This is a genomic window from Enterococcus sp. AMC1251 (assembly GCF_058216535.1).
Genome location: NZ_CM177098.1, coordinates 123748 through 143460 on the forward strand (window position 1 = coordinate 123748; position 19713 = coordinate 143460).

Genomic DNA, 19713 nt, shown 5'->3' on the forward strand with positions numbered 1-19713 from the left:
ATGTCTAAACTAAAAGAATTAGCCCGCAATGGCCTACAAGTTGCGCCGTTTATTTTATCCAATACAATTATTTTTATTCCTTACTTTTTATTTTTAAGTTTGAGTGATGGCACAACAGTAGAAAAAATTTTGCCCTTCGTCTTTTTTTATACCTTTCGAATGACGGGAATATTTCTATTAAAAAGCTTTAAACTAGCCTTAACAAGTTTTAACGTGTTGATTATTTCTATTCTGATTGGTGGCGCTGGATGTTTGATTGGAATACTTGGGCAATTTTATTTTCCTGCCTATTTCTTTTCTGCTATTTTATTAGGCTTGAGTGCTTCATGGCTGCCAGCTGCAAATACGACAGTGAATTATCATGAAAAAAAGCAAGGTTATTTCGCGTTAACTGGCAGAAAATACCTGTTCATCATATTACTATTAAGTGGTGTGATTGCTTCATTGACGCTGATGAAAGAATTGCGACTACCCTTAGTTTTAGGTGAGTATACTTTATTGTATTTAGCGGCCTACCACACTGTTACACATTATCCAAATTATGAAATTGATTTCAATGAAGTCGATCAACAAGTGATATCAATCAAAGAATTTTTTCTATTTTCATTTTTCTTTGTATTATTGTTATTTATCCGTTCTGCTCGATTATTATTTGCCCCGCAACTTTTGAATATGGGCATTATCGGTTTTTCTATATTGTTTGTAATTGCTGCTTGGTATTTAAATCGTCAAAGAAAAGTGTGGAAACTACCTGTATGGTTGAATCTGATGACGTTTGCCAACGGGATGTGTTCAAATTTTTTACTGCTCTTTGGTACATTTTATGTTTCGCTACGTTTGGGGATCGATCATCTTACAGCGAATTTATATATTCCGTATATTTTAGGGATTATTGGAGCGGCAGTTGTGATTAATTATTTATATCGCTTGTTTCCTAAAGTGGATCCTAAAATTGTCCATCTTGGCGGATTTATTGTGGCCTTAGTGTTGTTGTTGTTTCGACAACTTTTTCCGATCGGTGTTTTTCTACTAAGCTGTTCGATTAGCGCTACTGGTAACTTTTTGAATCAACAGTATTATCAAGAGATGGCTTTGCCGAAAGATCAGCGGATCATTACCAAGTATAGTACTCAAACCAAAGGTAGCGTTAGTCATCAATTGTTGTTAATGAGCGTTCTATGGTTATTAGCCAAACAAGCACGGCTGCCAGTCAAAACAGTGTTGCAGATCACGGCTCATCGAACCCACAATCCTGTAGCTATCCAATTAGTTGAGCGTGTGCATATAATGAGTATCATCGGCTTGCTGTTATTTTTTACTGTCATCCTTTATGAGATGATAAAAAGTAATAAGAGCCAAAGCGAGTTCAATTAATAGGGAAACATTAAAAAAACAGAAGAGATATAGTGAAGATACTGCAAAAATAAGCGAGGAACCATCGTAGTATGTTAAAATAGAAATAGTTTACAAGTGGAGGAGATTTTTTATGAAACAACGAGGATTTGAAGTTATTACGGATTATTCAGACCAAGGCATTACGATTCCGCAACGTGCGACAAAAGGTGCAGCAGGGTACGACTTTGAGGCGGCAGAAACGGTAGTTGTACCAAGTATTTGGCAATTACAAGCACAAGGCGTGGCACCGAAACCCGTTTTGGTAAAAACTGGAATTAAAGCTTACATGGCTGGAAACGAATATTTAGAATTAGTGAGCCGTTCTTCGAACCCGCTCAAACGCTTTTTAATGTTAGCCAATGGCGTAGGTGTCATTGATCGTGATTATTATAATAACGAAGGCAATGAAGGGCATATCATGTTTCAATTTTTAAATTTCGGCTATGAAGAGATGGTCATCGAAAAGGGTGAACGAATCGGCCAAGGGATTTTTAAACCGTTTCTTTTAGCGGATATCGACGACGTAGAAACCGAACGTACAGGTGGCTTTGGCTCTTCAGGTAAAAACTAAGATACATTTGCTGAAAAACTGCGTATATTGATAGTAGGAAGTCTTAGTATAAGAGCTCCATACTATGGTAAAATAAAGAATACATCAAAACGAGGGGACAGCATATGGCAAAAAAAGCAAAAGTTCAATTTGAGTGTCAAACGTGCGGGTATATCTCCCCTAAATATTTAGGACGCTGTCCAAATTGCGGGCAGTGGAACACAATGACAGAAGAAATCATTCAAGATACGACAGATCGTCGTGCTAGAGTTAGTTTGACTGGTAAAAAGACACAGCCTCAGCGCTTAGCTGAAGTGGTACCTAAGAAAGAGCCAAGAGTCAAAACGAAGTTGGTAGAACTGAATCGTGTGTTAGGTGGCGGTGTTGTTCCTGGATCACTTGTTTTGATCGGTGGAGATCCTGGGATCGGTAAATCAACGCTGCTATTACAAGTGTCACAACAACTAGCTGAAATCGGTGGTAAAGTATTATACGTTTCTGGAGAAGAGAGTGCGGAGCAAATCAAAATGCGTGCTGAGCGTTTAAGTTCGATTGATACTGAGTTTTATTTGTACGCCGAAACGGATATGAATGAAATAAGCCGTGCAATCGAAAAATTAGAACCGGATTATGTAATCATTGACTCCATTCAAACGATGACGCAACCAGATGTCACGAGTGTTGCAGGAAGTGTCAGTCAAGTCAGAGAGACGACAGCTGAATTGCTGAAAATAGCTAAAACTAACGGTATTGCGATCTTCATCGTAGGTCATGTGACCAAAGAAGGCTCGATTGCAGGACCTCGTATGCTAGAGCATATGGTAGATACTGTTTTATATTTTGAAGGGGACAAACATCATACATTCAGAATATTAAGAGCGGTAAAAAACCGTTTTGGCTCGACCAATGAGATTGGTATTTTTGAAATGCGTGAGCACGGATTAGAAGAAGTCGCAAATCCTTCCCAAGTATTTCTAGAAGAACGACTGGCTGATGCTACAGGTTCAGCGATTGTGGTTGCAATGGAAGGAACACGACCAATTTTAGTTGAGGTTCAAGCTTTAGTGACACCAACGATGTTCGGAAACGCAAAGCGGACGACAACTGGCTTGGATTTTAATCGCGCTTCTTTAATCATGGCAGTTTTGGAGAAACGTGCTGGACTACTGTTGCAAAATCAAGATGCTTATCTAAAAGCCGCAGGTGGTGTAAAAATTAACGAACCAGCTATTGATTTAGCGGTAGCAGTAAGTATTGCTTCCAGCTACAAAGAAAATGGCACAAAACCAACAGAATGTTTTATTGGTGAAATTGGTTTGACTGGTGAGATTCGACGTGTGAATAGTATCGAACAACGGGTACGTGAAGCACAAAAACTAGGATTTACCAAGATTTATTTGCCGAAAAACAACTTAGGTGGCTGGACACCTCCAGAGGGGATCGAGATTGTCGGTGTTGCGACAATCGGAGAAACACTAAGAAAAGTATTCAAATAAGTGAGAGTCAGAGATCGTCAGAAGATTTGGGAATCGATCTCTCCTTTCAATTTTTAAATAACTAGAATTATATTGGAGGATGAATCTATGCAAAAACGTGTCATCACACTGCTGATGATCGTCGTTGGCGTAAGCTTAGGTATCTCATTGTTACCGATGGCTTGGGATATGGCGAATCAGGCAGATAATACATGGCTAAACAATAACTTTACGAACAGTTTGATTGGAGCACTTATTTTCTTTATTTTATCGTTAGGGTTAGCAAAGTATATTGTTTCAGGTGTGAAAAAATTAGAAGCAGCATTAAACGAAATGAGTTTGACTTATTTATTATTCGGGAGTGTCGGTGCTATTCTTGGCTTGGTCATCGGTGTAATTATTTCAATTCCGATGTATAACTTGAATATTCCGTTTGTTAATAGTGTATTGCCGATTTTAGTCATGATCATTTTTGGTTATCTAGGTTTCCGTATGGGGACGACTCGAATTGATGAATGGCGTAAAATATTCACTACTAGGCAGAAAAAAATTCCGGCTGAAAGTGAAGGAGAAGTTCTTGATCGCAAAGTAGAAGACCATTTTCATAAGTATAAAATTTTAGATACAAGTGTGATTATTGATGGTAGAATCTATGATATTGCTAAAACAGGATTTTTAGAAGGCGTTATTTTGATTCCTAATTTTGTATTGTATGAACTACAATATATTGCTGATTCTGGTGATAGCTTAAAACGTGTTCGCGGACGTCGTGGCTTGGATATTTTAAATGCGTTACAAAAAGAAGAAGGTATTTCGGTTGAAATGTATGAAGGTGATTTTGAAGATATTTCAGAAGTTGACAGTAAGTTGATTAAATTAGCAAAACTGTTGGATGGTGTAGTTGTAACGAATGATTACAACCTAAATAAAGTTTCTGAATTCCAAAATGTTCCTGTTTTGAATATCAATGCGTTAGCAAATGCGGTAAAACCAGTTGTAATTCCAGGTGAAACAATGAATGTGATGGTTGTAAAAGCTGGAACAGAACGTCAGCAAGGTGTGGCTTACTTAGATGATGGCACGATGGTTGTGGTCGAAGATGGGCAACATTACATGAATGAACACATTCAAGTAGTCGTTACCAGTGCATTACAAACGGCCGCTGGTCGGATGATTTTTGCAAAGCCTGCTCACTCTGGCCGCGGTATTGATGATCGTAAAGAAGACAATAAAGCCAATGAAAAAAGCTAAGAATCGAAACGAATCACTGGATTATGAAGTCATTTTGCTGGCGGCTGGACAAGGAAAGAGAATGGGAACTAGTAGAAATAAAATTTTATTACATTTAATCGGAAAACCCGTTATTTCTTATTCGCTGAATACTTTCTTGAATGATCCAGCATGTAAACATATCGTCTTAGTCACACACAAAGATGAACAAGACTTACTGGATGCAATGGTCAAAAAAGAAGCAAAGAAAAAAAGATGTCCTATAACGATTGTACCTGGTGGTTGTGAGCGGCAATATAGTGTGTATAATGGATTGAATGCATTATTTAATCTGAAAAATATTGTGATGGTACATGATGGTGCAAGACCTTTTGTTAACTTAGCACAACTGAAATTACTGCATCGGAAAGTACAAGAAACAAGAGCAGCTATTTTAGGTGTTCCAGTCAAAGATACGATCAAACGTGTGATTGATGGAATCGTAGAAGAGACGGTTCCACGTGAAACATTATGGCAAATCCAAACACCACAAGCATTTTATGGAGAGGATCTACTAGCTGTGCATGTTAGTGCGCAACAAGAAGATCATTTAGGAACAGATGACGCATCGCTCATTGAAAAATATAGTGATTTACCAGTCTCGATGGTGTTGGGAAGTTATGAAAATATCAAGCTGACCACACCAGAAGATATGTTGATCGGCGAAGCGATTGTGAAACGAAAAAGAAGTTAGGTGAAAAGGAATGATACGAATTGGACAGGGATTTGATGTTCATCAATTAGTAGAAGGACGCAAGTTGCTCATTGGTGGGGTGGAACTTCCCTTTGGAAAAGGTTTGCTAGGACACTCCGATGCTGATGTGCTACTACATGCAATTACAGATGCATTGTTAGGCGCTGCAGGTCTTGGAGACATTGGTCATTTGTTTCCTGATACAGATCCAAAATTTAAAGATGCGGACTCAACGAAATTATTATATGAAGCAAATCAAAAAATTTTAGCTAGCGGCTTTACTATTGGCAACATTGATTGTACAATTTTAGCAGAACAACCAAAAATGAAACCTTATTTAGAACAAATGAAAGAAAATATCGCTAAAGCTTGTCAGATCGAAACAAATCAAATCAATTTAAAAGCTACAACGATGGAAAAAATGGGTTTTGTTGGTCAAGAAGAAGGTATGGGAGCGATTGCGGTCGCTTTACTCGAAAAATAGAAAGAGGAATGCACAATGACAAAAGTACGTGTACGTTACGCACCAAGTCCAACTGGACACTTGCACATCGGAAATGCAAGAACCGCTTTATTCAACTATTTATTTGCCCGTCACAATGATGGTGATTTTATTATCCGAATCGAAGATACAGATCAAAAAAGAAATCTTGCTGACGGTGAAAGAAGCCAACTAGAAAACCTAGCATGGTTGGGCATGGATTGGGATGAATCTCCTGAAAAACCGGGTGAATATGGTCCTTACCGTCAGTCAGAACGTGGCGAAATCTATCAACCTTTGATCGATCAACTGTTGGTAAGCAATCGTGCGTATAAATGTTATTGTACAGAAGAAGAATTAGAAGCTGAAAGAGAAGCGCAACGTGCTCGTGGAGAAATGCCTCATTACTCTGGTAAATGCGCGGAATTGACACCTTCTGAACAGGCAGAAAAAGAAGCGCAAGGACTTGTTCCAGTTATTCGTTTCCGCGTAGCGAGAAATACTGCGTATACCTTTGAAGACATGGTTAAAGGCGAAATCGTTTTTGAATCAGATAATATCGGTGGTGACTTTGTTATTCAAAAACGAGATGGCATGCCGACTTATAACTTTGCGGTAGCAGTGGATGATCACATGATGAAAATCACTCATGTCTTACGTGGTGATGATCACATCGCTAATACACCAAAACAATTGATGGTTTATGAAGCATTCGGCTGGAAAGCACCAGAATTTGGCCATATGACTTTGATCATCAACTCTGAAACAGGGAAAAAATTAAGCAAACGTGATGAAACGATTTTACAATTTATTGAGCAGTACCGTGAACTTGGCTATTTACCAGAAGCGATGTTTAACTTTACCGCTTTATTAGGCTGGTCTCCAGTTGGAGAAGAAGAAATCTTCTCACAAGAAGAATTGATCAAAATATTTGATCCAGAACGTTTAAGCAAATCACCAGCAGCTTTTGATGGAAAAAAACTTGAATGGGTCAATAACCAATACATGAAACAACTAGATTTAGATGTCTTAACAGAGATGTGTCTTCCATATTTAGTAGCCGAAGGCAAAGTAGAAGCGCAACCAAGTAGCGAAAAATTAGAATGGTTGAAAAAAGTAGTTAGCTTATACCAACCACAAATGAGTTACGCTGCTGAAATCGTCAATGTCTCTGAGTTGTTCTTCAATGAACATCCAGTCTTAGATGACGCAGCAAAAGAAGTTTTAGCTGGAGAAACTGTTCCGACCGTTTTAGCCGCTTTCAAAGCACAACTAGAAGCGATGGATGTTGTTGACGTTCCAAGCATCAAAGCAGGAATTAAAGCAGTTCAACAAGAAACTGGCGTGAAGGGTAAAAATCTATTTATGCCAATCCGTGTAGCTGTTTCAGGACAAATGCATGGACCAGAATTAGGCGATACGATTGAACTTTTAGGGAAAGAAAAAGCCTTAGATCATTTAACTAACGTTTTATAATTGAAATATGTAGAGAAGAAGAAGTAAAAAAGCGTGTGTCATTAGAGAGACTGTGGATGGTGAAAACAGTTGTCAGCACTTTTTGAAATGCATCTTTGAATAGTTTCAGTGACACGTAGCTGAAAACGGCCAACAACCGTTATCTGTTTTGAGGCAGGGAGATCTGTGAAAAAAAGTGGAACCACGCACAAGCGTCTTTTAAACGGAGTTATTTCGTTTAAAAGGCGCTTATTTTTTTATTATCTAGCTTTTCAGGTCAGACTTGGACTAGCTTACTATGCTTTTATGTTTAAAATCAAATGAAAGGAGCGAGAAGATGAGTTGGTTAAAAAGAGCTGTTAGGGCAGTCAAAAACAATGATCCAGCAGCGCGTTCAACGTTGGAAGCTTTACTTACGTATCCAGGATTGCATGCGTTGTTTTGGCATCGTTTTTCTCATTTTTTATATCGACACCGCTTGTTTTTATTAGCAAAGATTCATGCACAGTTTTGGCGCTTTTTAACTGGAATCGAGATCCATCCTGGTGCGACGATTGCACCTGGTGTTTTTATTGATCACGGAATGGGTGTGGTGATCGGTCAAACAGCAGAAATAGAAGAAGATGTCGTGTTATTTCATGGTGTGACCTTAGGTGGGACAGGGAAGGATACAGGGAAACGTCACCCAACTGTCAAAAAAGGGGCTATGATCCATGCACATGCTCAAATATTAGGTCCTGTTACAATAGGGAAACGGGCCAAAATTGGTGCTTCTGCCGTTGTTTTAACAGATATCCCAGCGGATGCGACAGCCGTAGGAATACCAGCGAAAGTCGTCAGAATTAAAGGAGAAAAATTGGAGGTAACGTATGATTCAAATTTATAATACATTAACGAGAGAAAAAGAAGTATTTCAACCAATAGAAGATGGAAAAGTCCGGATGTACGTCTGCGGACCGACAGTCTACAATTATATTCATATCGGCAATGCCCGCAGTTCGATGGCGTTTGACTCAATCAGACGTTACTTAGAATACCGTGGATATGAAGTGAACTATGTCTCAAACTTTACCGATGTAGATGATAAAATCATTCGTGCAGCGAAAGATCTAGGTATCACAGCACCAGAAGTTGCCGATCGTTTTATCCATGCGTTTGAAGAAGATACGAACAGCTTGAATGTAAAACCAGCAACACTACACCCCCGTGTGATGGACCACATGCCAGATATCTTAACGTTTATCCAAACACTGATCGACAAAGGCTATGCGTATGAATCACAAGGCGATGTTTATTACCGAACACGTAAATTCGAAGGGTACGGCAAACTTAGTCATCAATCAATCGATGAATTAGAGATTGGAGCGAGTCAACGTACAGGTGTAGAGAAAGAACTAAAAGAAGATCCGCTAGATTTTGCTTTGTGGAAAGGAGCTAAAGAAGGCGAAATTTCTTGGGATTCTCCGTGGGGAGCTGGACGTCCTGGCTGGCACATTGAGTGTTCTGTCATGGCAACCAAACATTTAGGTGATACAATTGATATTCATGGCGGTGGACAAGACCTAGAGTTTCCTCATCATGAAAATGAAATCGCCCAAAGTGAAGCGAAAACCGGGCAAAAATTTGCCAATTACTGGATGCACAATGGCTTTGTTACAATTGGCGAAGACGATGAAAAAATGAGCAAATCCTTAGGGAACTTTGTAACAGTTCATGAACTAGTGAAGGAAGTTGATCCTCAAGTCTTGCGTTTCTTTATGGCTACTACACAATATCGTCGTCCAATTCGTTATAGTGAAACAACGATGAAAGAAGCAGGCGTCAACTTACAAAAACTAAAAAATGCTTTTGAGAATTTATCGTTTAGAAGATCTGATGCAGTAACAGAACTTGACGAAGATAATCAAAAATTACAAGAACTAGCAGATTTAGAAACACGTTTCACCACTGAAATGGATGATGATTTTAACGCAGCAAATGGGCTCACTGTGGTTTATGAAATGGCGAAATGGCTGAATCAATATAGCGAGCAAGAAGCTGCATCATCTATAGTAATTGAAAAAGCGATACAACAGTTTACACAATGGTTAAGCATTTTTGGTATTGTCTTTTTATCAGGAGAGTTACTGGATGATGATATCGACCAATTGATTGAAGAACGCAATCAAGCACGCGCAAATCGTGACTTTTCCCGTAGTGATGAGATCCGCGATTTATTAAAAGACAAAGGAATAACCTTGGAAGACACAGCTCAAGGGACTAGATGGAGAAGAAGTGAATGAGAGATTATACTCAATTAAACGGTTTAGCTTTGGCTTATGTAGGAGATGCAATCTATGAGATTTATATCCGCGACTACTTAATTGAACAAGGACAAACCAAACCCAACATATTACATCGTATGGCAACGCATTATGTTTCAGCGAAAGCCCAAGCTTTTTTGATCCAAGCAATGTTGGAAGAAAAATTACTTTCAGAAAATGAAGAACTAATGTACAAACGCGGCCGCAACGCGAAAAGTCACACATCTGCGAAAAATGCTGATATCACAACGTATCGAATTGCGACTGGATTTGAATCATTGATGGGCTATCTGCACTTGACCAAAAAAACAGAACGTTTGGAAGAATTGATCGATTGGTGTATAAAAAAAGTAGGTGAAAAAAATGAGAAATGATAAAAAGCGCCCTTTCAAAGGGAACAAACCACAAAAAAGTCAGCCGTTTAAAAAAGAACCAGTAAGAAAAGAGCGTGAAGTCTCTCAAGAAGAGATCGAAGACAACTTTGTTTTCGGCAATCATGCAACGATAGAGGCGATTCAGCAAGGTCGTGGGAATAAATTATTTCTTCAAGAAGATAGTAAAAGCGAAAAAGTTGAGCACCTAAAATTATTAGCAAAAGAAAATGCTGTTCCTGTTAAATGGGTACCAAAACAAAAATTAGATACAATGACAAATCACGGTGTTCATCAAGGGATCGTATTGGCGATTACAGCGTATGAATACTTGACGTTGGAAGAATTACTTGATCGGACGAAAGAAAAGACAGAGACGCCATTTTTCTTGATTTTAGATAGTTTAGAAGATCCTCATAACTTTGGGTCGATATTGAGAACAGCGGATGCAACAGGCGTGGATGGGATCATTATTCCAAAGCACCGTGCAGTTGGCATTACACCAGTTGTGACAAAAGCTTCAACTGGAGCAGTAGAGTATATCCCGGTTGCTCGTGTAACGAATTTAGCGCAAAGTATTGCAACACTTAAAGAAAATAGTTTTTGGATTTTCGGAACGGACATGAAAGGAACCGATTATCGTCAATGGAATACTCAAGGTGCAATTGCATTGATTATCGGTAATGAAGGCCGTGGTATGAGTCAAGGGTTGCATAAAGAAGTGGATGAACTATTGACGATTCCAATGAGCGGTCATGTTCAAAGTTTGAATGCGGGTGTTGCAGCTGGTTTGTTGATGTATGAAGCATATCGTGGACGAAATCCTCTTTAGAAGTTAGGTTAATGGCGAGATGGAAAGCAGTGAAAATAACTTCCTATCTCAGCATGAGTATAAGAAGGTGACAAAACAATGAAAAAACAGTTACTGATTGTTGACGGGTATAATATGATCGGCTCTTGGCCTGAATTGGTTCAATTAAAAAATAAAAATAAACTTGAAGATGCTAGAGAAGTTTTACTACAGCGTTTATCCAATTATGCTAAATACGAGGAGTTAGAAGTGATCGTAGTTTTTGATGCGCAATTGGTTCCAGGTATTCAGCAAACCTATAAAAAGTATCATTTAACGGTGGTCTTCACCAAAGAAGAAGAGACAGCAGATAGCTATATTGAGCGAATTGCAGGAGAAAAAAATGATCGATTAACTCAAGTAACTGTTGCAACGAGTGATCTAGCAGAGCAATGGCTGATTTTTTCAAAAGGCGCATTGCGAGCATCTGCAAATGAGCTGTACAAAAATGTTCAAAAAACAGAACGTACAATTACAATTCATGCGACAGATATCCATTTTCAGGATTTTCGGCGAAATTCTCCGTGGAATATAGAACAATTGTCAAAACTGTCCGATAAAATGGATGAATTATCCAAAAAGAAAGATTAATTGTGTTTTTCTCTCCATTTCTCCAAAAGAACATGGTACGCTTTTTTTAAACATTTTGGTAGAATGTTTGGAAGGAGAATGTTGTTATGAATAAGTATAAAGGTATCTTCAACGAAGATACATTAGCATTTGATCGTTTGTATCGGAAGTATCACCCAGTGGTGCATAAATTACAAAAAAAGTACTATTTGAAGGATTTTGATCGAGAAGATTGGTTGCAAGAAGGACGGATCATCTTTCATCGTTCACTGGAAAAATACGAAGAAGAGCATTGCGTCTCTATCGGGAAATTTTTCAAATCAAACTTTGAAAACCATATTCGTAGTTTAGTCAGAAAACAATGTGCGCTCAAACGAACGATTGATGCACAAGCCATTTCATTAGATCAAAAAATAGAAAATCAGGGAGAAGCCTTTTTTGACTACATAGGAATGGAAAATGCAGATGCATTAGACCAGATGATCATACGAGAAAAGCTGGAACAATTACCGATTGTATTGTCACCATTTGAACGAACGACATTTGAGGAATATATGAATGGCAAGGAATTAGAAGAGATCGCCAAAGACACAGATAGCCGTGAAATTACGGTTAGAAGTGCTTACGATCGAGCAAAAAAGAAACTGAAAGCGATTATTTACGATTAAATGAGAGTTTTATAATGTTTCACATTAAATAATTATTCGTTTATGAATTATAATTAGTTGCATTTCATTTTGTGCTATGGTAAAATTGCTATTTTTATTGATATATGGTACAATAGATAATGAGGTGAATGCAATGCCAACAACTTTAGCATCAATTAAAAAAGATTTAGAATGTCGTATCGGCAGCAAAATCACATTAGTTGCTCAGACCGGCAGAAAGCGTCAAACTGAACGTAATGGTATTTTGACAGAAACATATCCATCTGTCTTCGTTGTAGATTTAGATCCAGATGAAAATTCATTCGAACGAGTTTCTTATAGTTATTCTGATGTGTTGACACGCACAGTCGAGATTGAATTTGTCAGTGAAGCAGTCTAAAGAGTAGAGGTCGGGAGGTGACTCGTAGAGTTATATCCCGACTTCTGCTTTTTTGTTGTATTATGAAGTTGTGTCTATTCCATAGTTAAACTTTGTTATTCAAAGAAAAGGATTAGTACTAGAACAATCATTATTTCAGGCGAAATCAATGAGCAAATGGCAAAAGAAGTCTGCATCCAATTGCTTTTATTAGAGTCGATCAATGATAAACTAATCAATTATCTATCAGTAGCAATGGCGGACATGTAGATTTAGGCTACTTAATATTTGATAGGATCAATTTTATCAGCTCAAAGGTAAATATAATTGGTTCTGGTTGGGCTGTCGAGTATGAGACAAAATGAACAATCAGTTGATTACGAAAGAAATTGGAAAAAACATTGAACAGGTGAAAAAATGATACCGATCGAGACTACTGGCTAAGTCCTGAGGAAGCGTTAAAGTACGTGATTGTGAATAAGATTATCAAAAATAGAAGTCAGATTGTTTAATTACTTGAAAAATAAAGTAGGATAATAAAAATTAGAGTGCTGTAAAACCTTCAATATTGAGATGCTTCACGATTCTTTTTTTATGAAGTGTTAGATAAATAAAGCAATTTTTATACAAATATATACTTCTCTAACAACATATGTTAAAATTTAAAATGTTGTGAAGTTAGTCAGGTAATGGGATTAGATAGGTGAAAGAGAATGGAAATCATAGAAAAAGCGCCCGCAAAAATTAATCTGGGGTTGGATGCTCTCTATAAAAGAAATGATGGTTATCACGAATTAGAAATGATCATGGCTAGTGTAGACTTAGCGGATCGGCTGATCTTTGAATTGTTGCCGGAAAATGAGATAGTGATCGAGACAGATAGTTCTTTTTTGCCTGTAGATAGAAGAAACCATGTGTATCAGGCAGCAGAATTGCTGAAAGATACCTTCCATCTTACGCAAGGCGTTAAAATTTATATAGAAAAAAGAATACCTGTGGCGGCAGGATTAGCTGGTGGCAGTAGTGATTGTGCTGCTGCGTTACGAGGGTTAAACCGTTTGTGGAACTTAGGTTTATCTTTAGGAGAACTTGCCGAACTCGGCAGTAAGATTGGCTCTGATGTTCCTTATTGTATTCACGGCGGTACAGCTTTTGTTACTGGGCGTGGGGAAAAAATTGATTTTCTACCTTCAATGCCGCAATGTTGGGTAGTTTTAGTGAAGCCTAAAATGAGCGTTTCTACTAGTTCGATTTTTGGTAGCTTATCATTCACTAGCGTTCAGCATCCTGATATCCACGGGCTAAAGCAAGCAATCGAAACAGATGATTATTTATTGATGACTGAAAAGATTGGTAATGCACTAGAAGGTGTGACAATCAAACGCCATCCAGTGATTCAGCAAATCAAAGATCGCATGATGAAATATGGCGCAGATGCAGCATTGATGAGCGGTAGTGGTCCAACAGTATTTGCGCTATGTGAGAAGAAAACACGAGCACAACGGATTTATAATGGCTTAAAAGGCTTTTGTGAAGAAGTATATATTGTGCGTACATTAAAATAAACTATTGGAATATAGATTCTAGTAAAAGTCGTTTAGTCCAAGTTTAATATTATATTTTAAGACACTGTCCATTTTTTTTGGAGAGGTGTCTTTTTTTGATTTAGTTCAAATATTCCTGTATTTCATTTTATATAAAATAAAAAAACGATATAAAGTTCTTTTTTAAATAACTTTAGTTATTGTTATTATTCTATATGTTTGGTAAAATTTTTATAGAAGCAAATAGTATATAAGGAGCAAATGCATGTTTTTAACCAGTGAATATCTAGAAAAAAAGCAAAAGTACACCACACTTAAAACAGAATTATCGACTGCAGTAACCGAACACTCTTCCTATTTAGATCAATTGGAGACAACACGATCTTCTGCCGAAGGAAAGTTTACGAGCGTCTCAACTGCAGATGGAATTCCAAATCAAGATACGTTGAATAAAGTAAGCGAGCTGCTAGAAGAACTACAGTCATTAAGTAAAAAAATAAAAAGTCGAAATGACAGTATCTCAGACGGTGTCACCACAGCAGAAACAAAAGCGCAACACTATGGAGATCTTTATATAGCAGAGAAAAAGCGTGAGGACGAGTATCATCAAGAAATAGCGAGACAAACACAAGAAAAGATACGGAAACAACAAGAAGCGCTTAAAAATAATGAAATTATCCCAAGATAGTTAGGGTGAGGAGGCAATACACGAATGAGCAATATAGAGATAAAATCAGACGGTCTTTCTGAAGGAATCCGTAGTGCATCAAAAGCAGAAAGTGCAATGCGTGCTTCTCTAGATGCAGCGAAAGCACTCGTTTCCAGCAACAGTGGCTATGATCAGACATGGACAGGTGAATCGAAAGATAGCTATTTGATGTATTTAGACATCGTCAAACAATACCATGAAGACTTAGCGAAATGCGTGAAGAGTTATAAAAAAGCGGTCACAGAACTACAAAAGGATATTGCTTCGTTTGATTCGTCGAAAATGGGCGAAATACGAGGGATTTAGGAGGCAACGATGACGATTTTTTCTGAAGAAGAGCTAGTAGTATTAGCCGATATGGTGGGACAAGTGGAACTATTTGGTGTGCCGCAACTAACGACCTATCGATTCAATCACACGACAGTCGTTCCGAAAGGCATCGAGCGGTTAGAAAAAAAAGAGCTGTTAGCAGAAGGCAAACTAACCAAAAAAGGCTATTTGGTTGCTTCATTGATGGAACGCTATGGGCAATCGGAAACCTATATCTGTTTAGATAAAACGTACTATGTCGCAACAGGTGAGCAAGCGATCGTTTTGAAAAGAGAAGAAGAAGGCTATCAATTAACGATTCAAGAACCAGAAACCCTTTTAGGACAATGGCTTGTGGAGTATTCGATTTTGCGTAGAGAAGGGACAGAAGAAGAAAAAGAATTTCGTTCAAGACGAGCGCAACTAACCTTAGAAGAGTTACAGAAACAAGGCATCGATGCCGCAGTCGTTCTAGGAAGCATTCAGAAGCAAGTGAAGAACTTGGCTAAAGCTGAATACGCTTTGTTAGTGTCTCAAGGGACGTTGTATCGATTGGACCATGAACAATTAAAAAGAGTCAGTCAGTTTTGGGTCAATAACTGGCTAGTTGACCAATTAAAAATTCCTTATGAAGGACCAAAAGATAAAACGGAAGGGCTGGTGAATTGGTTTGGCAGATAAAATTACAGTAGATCCTGGTGAGTTATCCGATATTACAAGTAAGATTCAAAGCGTTGTTAGCGAATTAGAATCATCCTACAGTTCCTTACAAACTATTACAGGAAGTGAGTATTATGTGGAAGGAATGGCGCAAGGACAAGTCGCACTGTTCAATGTTGTGACAGCTCGCATGGAAGAATTGATTTCCCATTATGCTCGATTAGGAGAGTATGTTTCATATGCAGGAGAAACCTTTGTGGAGTTGGATCAATCGGTCAGTAGCGACATAAAGTCAAAGGAGAAATAATAGTCAGTAGTTTTAGGAAATGAGGGTAGGTATGAAAGATGTAAAATATAAAGAAGGTGAGTGGCAATCGTTATCTGAAGGAATCGTCCTATTAACCAGCTCAGGTCTATTCCAATGGCTCGCAGAAGCGGATCGTATCAGTGATGACGCAAAAAGCTCTTGCGACACATATGATGTGGATCACGCTATAGACATAGATACAGCTAGTAATACAAATTATGAAGAATTAGAAAACCGATTAATCTTATTACAACAAGCCATTCAGCATGTACCAGACACACTTTCTGGTAGTGTAGATCAGCCATTTTACAATGCGATGGATTCTTTGATAGAAAAATTAAGTAACATGAACATCATGGGCTACGAAACAATGGCAAGAGGGTCATTTTCTAACGGCGTAAATAGTGCCGGTGTCGCCATGCCTAAAATGAAAGTGACATTAGAAGACCTTTTAGGAAATAGTTCTCCCCTAACGGACTATCTTCGTGTAGAATATAATCAGATGAAGCAACAAATCGGTGAAGTCAGTTTTGAAGACTATAAAAGAATGGCTTTTGCGGATACCTCTTTTGATTACTATTCTAGAAAAGAAGAAATAAAGGATTTAGCTGTAACATTAGTGATAAATGGTGCATTACTAGCAATAGGCGGCGCATTACCGTGGCCAGTCATGGTGGCGTTAGGACTGACTTCTGGTGGAAAGAATATCAGTGATGCTTTACGTGGAAAAGACCTAGTTACAGGGAAAAAGCTATCTGCAGGAGACCGTATTTTACGAGGATTATCAGGAGTTGCGGATGTAGCCTTAGCGGGCTATGGAACGTATAAAGGACTTAGACCACGAAAAGGAACGACGAAGGTGGTTGTTTCTGGGAAAGGTAGTGGGGCTAAACTTAACAAATTAAAACCTAATGAAATTAATAATATATCGTTAGATGAATTAAGGAATAGTATCCCTGATGATTGGCAAATTTTTGAAAATAATGGTCGGGTTCATATTAAAGATTCTTTTGGTACTGACAGAGTTAAAATTGATCCACCTGATAAAGTAACTAACTATGATCATATGCACATTTTTGATGCTGATAGAAATCCATTAGATATAAATGGAAATATAGTAAATAGAAAAAGTCCAGATGCTCATATTCCTTGGACGAAGAAATAGGAGGAAATAATGAATATTCAATTGCTAGAGGAAGAAATAGAAAAAACCGAATATTGGGATATGACAATACTAGATGTTCAAACTAAATATTTCGGAGATGAAGTAGATATTTTTATAGAAAATGATGATGAAACCTGTTGGAAAATTAGTTTTATTTCTTGCTACAAAGTTAGCTATGAAACAGATGTGAATTGGAGAATGATAAGTAATGTAAAAGATATGAAATGGAAGCAGTTAGGATATTATGGACAAGATATTTCTTTAAAAAAATACGAAGAGAATGATAATTTTATGGAATGTTCCCTTGACCTATCAATTATGACGATGAACATAGTTTGTAAAGACATTCATGTAGAAGAATTAAGCATGGAAGAGAATCTATTCTTTTGGCAAGAAAAGTAAATTTGAAAATAAAAAAGGCACTTTACTATCTGATTAGCGTCGGATAGTAAAGCCTTGACTAGTAAGCCCTAACTCACTAATCAAGTTGCCAATAGCTAACAAAAAGCTAGCTGTATTTATTGTACAAAAATTCAAAGGACTTTTCTAGTCTTTTTGAATGTTTCTTAAGTGTACGATAATTTCAGCTAGAAAAATGTGAAGTTATTGAAACGGTATTAGTGAGGAAACAACCACTGATACCGTTTTTTCTTGTATCAAAAAAATTAAAGGAGTGAAGGAAATGATTCAAACAGAAAATAAGCAACCAATCAAAGAAATAAGCCACCAAGATATTTATGCACTTTATGATGTATGGGAACAACTTCAATCATGGCAAGAAGTGTTAGAAAAATTTTTCATGGAAAAATAATTGTTAGAGGTTGCGGATCAAGAAAAAGATTTAAAGGAGAACTAATTTCAATTTTTGAATTGTCGATTAATCTTATTACAACAAGCCATTCAACATGTACCAGACACACTTTCTGGTAGTGTAGATCAGCCATTTTACAATGCGATGGATTCCTTGATAGAAAAATTAAGTAACATGAACATCATGGGCTACGAAACAATGGCAAGAGGGTCATTTTCTAACGGCGTAAATAGTGCCGGTGTCGCCATGCCTAAAATGAAAGTGACATTAGAAGACCTCTTAGGAAATAGTTCTCCCTTAACGGACTATCTTCGTGTAGAATATAATCAGATGAAGCAACAAATCGGTGAAGTCAGTTTTGAAGACTATAAAAGAATGGCTTTTGCGGATACCTCTTTTGATTACTATTCTAGAAAAGAAGAAATAAAGGATTTAGCCGTAACATTAGTGATAAATGGTGCATTACTAGCAATAGGCGGCGCATTACCGTGGCCAGTCATGGTGGCGTTAGGACTGACTTCTGGTGGAAAGAATATCAGTGATACTTTACGTGGGAAAGATCTATTTACAGGCAAAAAGCTATCTGCAGGAGACCGTATTTTACGAGGATTATCGGGTGTTGCAGATGTAGCCTTGGCGGGGTATGGAACGTATAAAGGGCTTAGACCACGAAAAGGAACGACAAAGGTGGTTGTTTCTGGGAAAGGTAGTGGGGGTAATAAGCTGTTAAAACCTGATTTATTAGATGAGCTTTCAAAAAGTGGTGTAAAATATAATCCAGATGATGTGGTTATGGTTGGAAAAGATTCTTCAGGTAAATTATTTTGGTTAGAAAAAGGAAATGATAAAGCAGGATTAAAGCATATTATTAATGGGCATGTAGAAGATTTCAATGCCAAAGGTATTCAAGACATTCCCAACTTTTTACAAGATACTTTAAAAATAAATCCTATAAAACAAGGAACAGGACCTAAAGGACCATATTCAGTTTATGTTATTGATGGACAAAAATATACTTTGGCATATGGGAATAATGGATTTATAGTTTCTTTTTATCCAAGTAAATAATTAAACAAGGAGGATACTCATGTACAAACTACTTTCTATAGAAGAATCAGTTGCAACAAGAAATTTAGAATTGAAAAATTTAAATACAAATACAATTGATTTATGTTTTGATGATGCAGCTGTAACCAGTTTTAAAAATTTTGATTTTATGGAAATCAATGAAATATACGGTTGTAAAATTTATCTTTTTGGTGAATTAGATGATGCTGGTGAGAATTTAAAGTATATTAAAGATGTAACGATTGGGAGTAGAGATTTATCAGAAGTAGCAAACGAAAAAGGAGATGTGTACTATATTGACAAAATTTCTGTAAGTAAATTTATCAATGCAGAGAAAACATTGAATTACAAGTATACTAGAAAAGATATCATTCAAGTGAATAATGTTATACATCCAGACTTTGAATAGAAATTATTTTTTAACTAAAAAGTATACTTTATTATACTATTGGTGTTGGGGAGCAACAACTTGACTAGTAAGCAGAATCTCACCAATCAAGTTGCCAATAGCTAACAAAAGCTAGCAGTATTTATTGTACAAAAATTCAATATCGAAAAAGAAACGATTTAACTCTATCGTTTCTTTTTCTGTACTTATTGGGAGTCAGTCCCCCGCCCCGAGAAAGCCAGTGGATTTGGAAAGAATATTGAAAAGGTTAACCCTTCGAAAATTTGAGAAAATATAAGTGAGGCTTTGTGAT

Annotated in this window: 26 protein-coding genes, 1 pseudogene and 1 other annotated feature; all 27 genes and pseudogenes read left to right on the forward strand. The window is 37.3% G+C overall.

What is annotated here, in order from left to right; translation table 11 throughout:
- The 27 genes and pseudogenes from AC4BBR_RS00435 (at position 1) to AC4BBR_RS00565 (ending at position 19421) form a co-directional block, all read left to right on the forward strand.
- Complete coding sequence (locus AC4BBR_RS00435) at positions 1-1374, forward strand: hypothetical protein (protein WP_490460648.1); 1374 nt, start codon at positions 1-3, stop codon at positions 1372-1374.
- 112 nt (positions 1375-1486) lie between these two features.
- Positions 1487-1966 carry a dCTP deaminase/dUTPase family protein gene (locus tag AC4BBR_RS00440; protein ID WP_490460649.1) on the forward strand — a complete coding sequence of 160 codons (480 nt, stop codon included), beginning with the start codon at positions 1487-1489 and terminating at the stop codon, positions 1964-1966.
- Positions 1967-2070: 104 nt separating this feature from the next.
- Positions 2071-3441 carry a DNA repair protein RadA gene (radA, locus tag AC4BBR_RS00445; protein ID WP_490460650.1) on the forward strand — a complete coding sequence of 457 codons (1371 nt, stop codon included), beginning with the start codon at positions 2071-2073 and terminating at the stop codon, positions 3439-3441.
- A gap of 87 nt (positions 3442-3528) precedes the next feature.
- Entirely contained in the window at positions 3529-4671 is a 1143-nt protein-coding gene (locus tag AC4BBR_RS00450) for a PIN/TRAM domain-containing protein (protein ID WP_490460651.1), read from the forward strand.
- Positions 4658-5383 carry a 2-C-methyl-D-erythritol 4-phosphate cytidylyltransferase gene (gene ispD / locus AC4BBR_RS00455; protein WP_490460652.1) on the forward strand — a complete coding sequence of 242 codons (726 nt, stop codon included), beginning with the start codon at positions 4658-4660 and terminating at the stop codon, positions 5381-5383. The genes AC4BBR_RS00450 and ispD overlap by 14 nt, the downstream gene beginning before the upstream one ends.
- Before the next feature lie 10 nt (positions 5384-5393).
- Positions 5394-5867, forward strand: coding sequence for a 2-C-methyl-D-erythritol 2,4-cyclodiphosphate synthase (gene ispF / locus AC4BBR_RS00460; RefSeq protein WP_490460653.1), 474 nt, complete (start codon positions 5394-5396; stop codon positions 5865-5867).
- Positions 5868-5882: 15 nt separating this feature from the next.
- On the forward strand, positions 5883-7340 hold the full coding sequence (gene gltX / locus AC4BBR_RS00465; protein ID WP_490460654.1) for a glutamate--tRNA ligase: 1458 nt from the start codon (positions 5883-5885) through the stop codon (positions 7338-7340).
- A 1-nt stretch (position 7341) separates the two neighbouring features.
- Positions 7342-7542: a binding site (T-box leader), on the forward strand.
- Positions 7543-7656: 114 nt separating this feature from the next.
- Positions 7657-8205, forward strand: a complete 549-nt coding sequence (gene epsC, locus AC4BBR_RS00470; RefSeq protein ID WP_490460655.1) for a serine O-acetyltransferase EpsC — start codon at positions 7657-7659, stop codon at positions 8203-8205.
- Positions 8189-9601 carry a cysteine--tRNA ligase gene (gene cysS / locus AC4BBR_RS00475; protein WP_490460656.1) on the forward strand — a complete coding sequence of 471 codons (1413 nt, stop codon included), beginning with the start codon at positions 8189-8191 and terminating at the stop codon, positions 9599-9601. Before epsC ends, cysS begins: the two co-directional genes overlap by 17 nt.
- Positions 9598-9996, forward strand: a complete 399-nt coding sequence (locus AC4BBR_RS00480; RefSeq protein WP_490460657.1) for a Mini-ribonuclease 3 — start codon at positions 9598-9600, stop codon at positions 9994-9996. The genes cysS and AC4BBR_RS00480 overlap by 4 nt, the downstream gene beginning before the upstream one ends.
- Positions 9977-10825: a 23S rRNA (guanosine(2251)-2'-O)-methyltransferase RlmB gene (rlmB, locus tag AC4BBR_RS00485; protein ID WP_490460658.1), complete on the forward strand. Its 849-nt coding sequence runs from the start codon at positions 9977-9979 to the stop codon at positions 10823-10825. Before AC4BBR_RS00480 ends, rlmB begins: the two co-directional genes overlap by 20 nt.
- A gap of 78 nt (positions 10826-10903) precedes the next feature.
- Positions 10904-11434 carry an NYN domain-containing protein gene (locus AC4BBR_RS00490; protein WP_490460659.1) on the forward strand — a complete coding sequence of 177 codons (531 nt, stop codon included), beginning with the start codon at positions 10904-10906 and terminating at the stop codon, positions 11432-11434.
- An 86-nt stretch (positions 11435-11520) separates the two neighbouring features.
- On the forward strand, positions 11521-12081 hold the full coding sequence (locus tag AC4BBR_RS00495; protein ID WP_490460660.1) for a sigma-70 family RNA polymerase sigma factor: 561 nt from the start codon (positions 11521-11523) through the stop codon (positions 12079-12081).
- Positions 12082-12214: 133 nt separating this feature from the next.
- Positions 12215-12460, forward strand: coding sequence for a Veg family protein (locus tag AC4BBR_RS00500; protein WP_010761984.1), 246 nt, complete (start codon positions 12215-12217; stop codon positions 12458-12460).
- A gap of 156 nt (positions 12461-12616) precedes the next feature.
- Positions 12617-12709 (forward strand): hypothetical protein, encoded by a 93-nt coding sequence (locus AC4BBR_RS00505; protein ID WP_490460661.1) that lies wholly within the window; start codon positions 12617-12619, stop codon positions 12707-12709.
- A 14-nt stretch (positions 12710-12723) separates the two neighbouring features.
- On the forward strand, positions 12724-12804 hold the full coding sequence (locus tag AC4BBR_RS00510) for a hypothetical protein (protein WP_490462048.1): 81 nt from the start codon (positions 12724-12726) through the stop codon (positions 12802-12804).
- Positions 12805-12891: 87 nt separating this feature from the next.
- Positions 12892-12951 (forward strand): annotated as a pseudogene (locus tag AC4BBR_RS00515) (hypothetical protein); the annotation flags it as partial.
- A gap of 201 nt (positions 12952-13152) precedes the next feature.
- Positions 13153-14004, forward strand: a complete 852-nt coding sequence (gene ispE, locus AC4BBR_RS00520; protein ID WP_490460662.1) for a 4-(cytidine 5'-diphospho)-2-C-methyl-D-erythritol kinase — start codon at positions 13153-13155, stop codon at positions 14002-14004.
- Between the two features lie 244 nt (positions 14005-14248).
- Complete coding sequence (locus tag AC4BBR_RS00525; protein ID WP_490459138.1) at positions 14249-14671, forward strand: hypothetical protein; 423 nt, start codon at positions 14249-14251, stop codon at positions 14669-14671.
- Between the two features lie 24 nt (positions 14672-14695).
- Positions 14696-14998 carry a hypothetical protein gene (locus tag AC4BBR_RS00530; RefSeq protein ID WP_490460663.1) on the forward strand — a complete coding sequence of 101 codons (303 nt, stop codon included), beginning with the start codon at positions 14696-14698 and terminating at the stop codon, positions 14996-14998.
- 9 nt (positions 14999-15007) lie between these two features.
- Entirely contained in the window at positions 15008-15682 is a 675-nt protein-coding gene (locus tag AC4BBR_RS00535) for a DUF5081 family protein (protein WP_490460664.1), read from the forward strand.
- Positions 15672-15968 (forward strand): hypothetical protein, encoded by a 297-nt coding sequence (locus tag AC4BBR_RS00540; protein WP_490460665.1) that lies wholly within the window; start codon positions 15672-15674, stop codon positions 15966-15968. Before AC4BBR_RS00535 ends, AC4BBR_RS00540 begins: the two co-directional genes overlap by 11 nt.
- 31 nt (positions 15969-15999) lie before the next feature.
- Positions 16000-17133, forward strand: a complete 1134-nt coding sequence (locus tag AC4BBR_RS00545) for a pre-toxin TG domain-containing protein (protein ID WP_490460666.1) — start codon at positions 16000-16002, stop codon at positions 17131-17133.
- A 9-nt stretch (positions 17134-17142) separates the two neighbouring features.
- The gene (locus AC4BBR_RS00550) at positions 17143-17535 is read left to right on the forward strand and encodes a hypothetical protein (RefSeq protein ID WP_490460667.1); all 393 of its coding nucleotides are present in this window, start codon (positions 17143-17145) and stop codon (positions 17533-17535) included.
- 280 nt (positions 17536-17815) lie between these two features.
- A complete protein-coding gene (locus AC4BBR_RS00555) occupies positions 17816-17944 on the forward strand; it encodes a hypothetical protein (RefSeq protein ID WP_490460668.1) in 129 nt (42 codons plus the stop codon).
- Positions 17945-17998: 54 nt separating this feature from the next.
- Positions 17999-19012 (forward strand): pre-toxin TG domain-containing protein, encoded by a 1014-nt coding sequence (locus AC4BBR_RS00560; RefSeq protein ID WP_490460669.1) that lies wholly within the window; start codon positions 17999-18001, stop codon positions 19010-19012.
- A 19-nt stretch (positions 19013-19031) separates the two neighbouring features.
- Positions 19032-19421, forward strand: a complete 390-nt coding sequence (locus AC4BBR_RS00565; RefSeq protein WP_490460670.1) for a hypothetical protein — start codon at positions 19032-19034, stop codon at positions 19419-19421.
- The last annotated feature ends 292 nt before the right edge of the window (positions 19422-19713 follow it).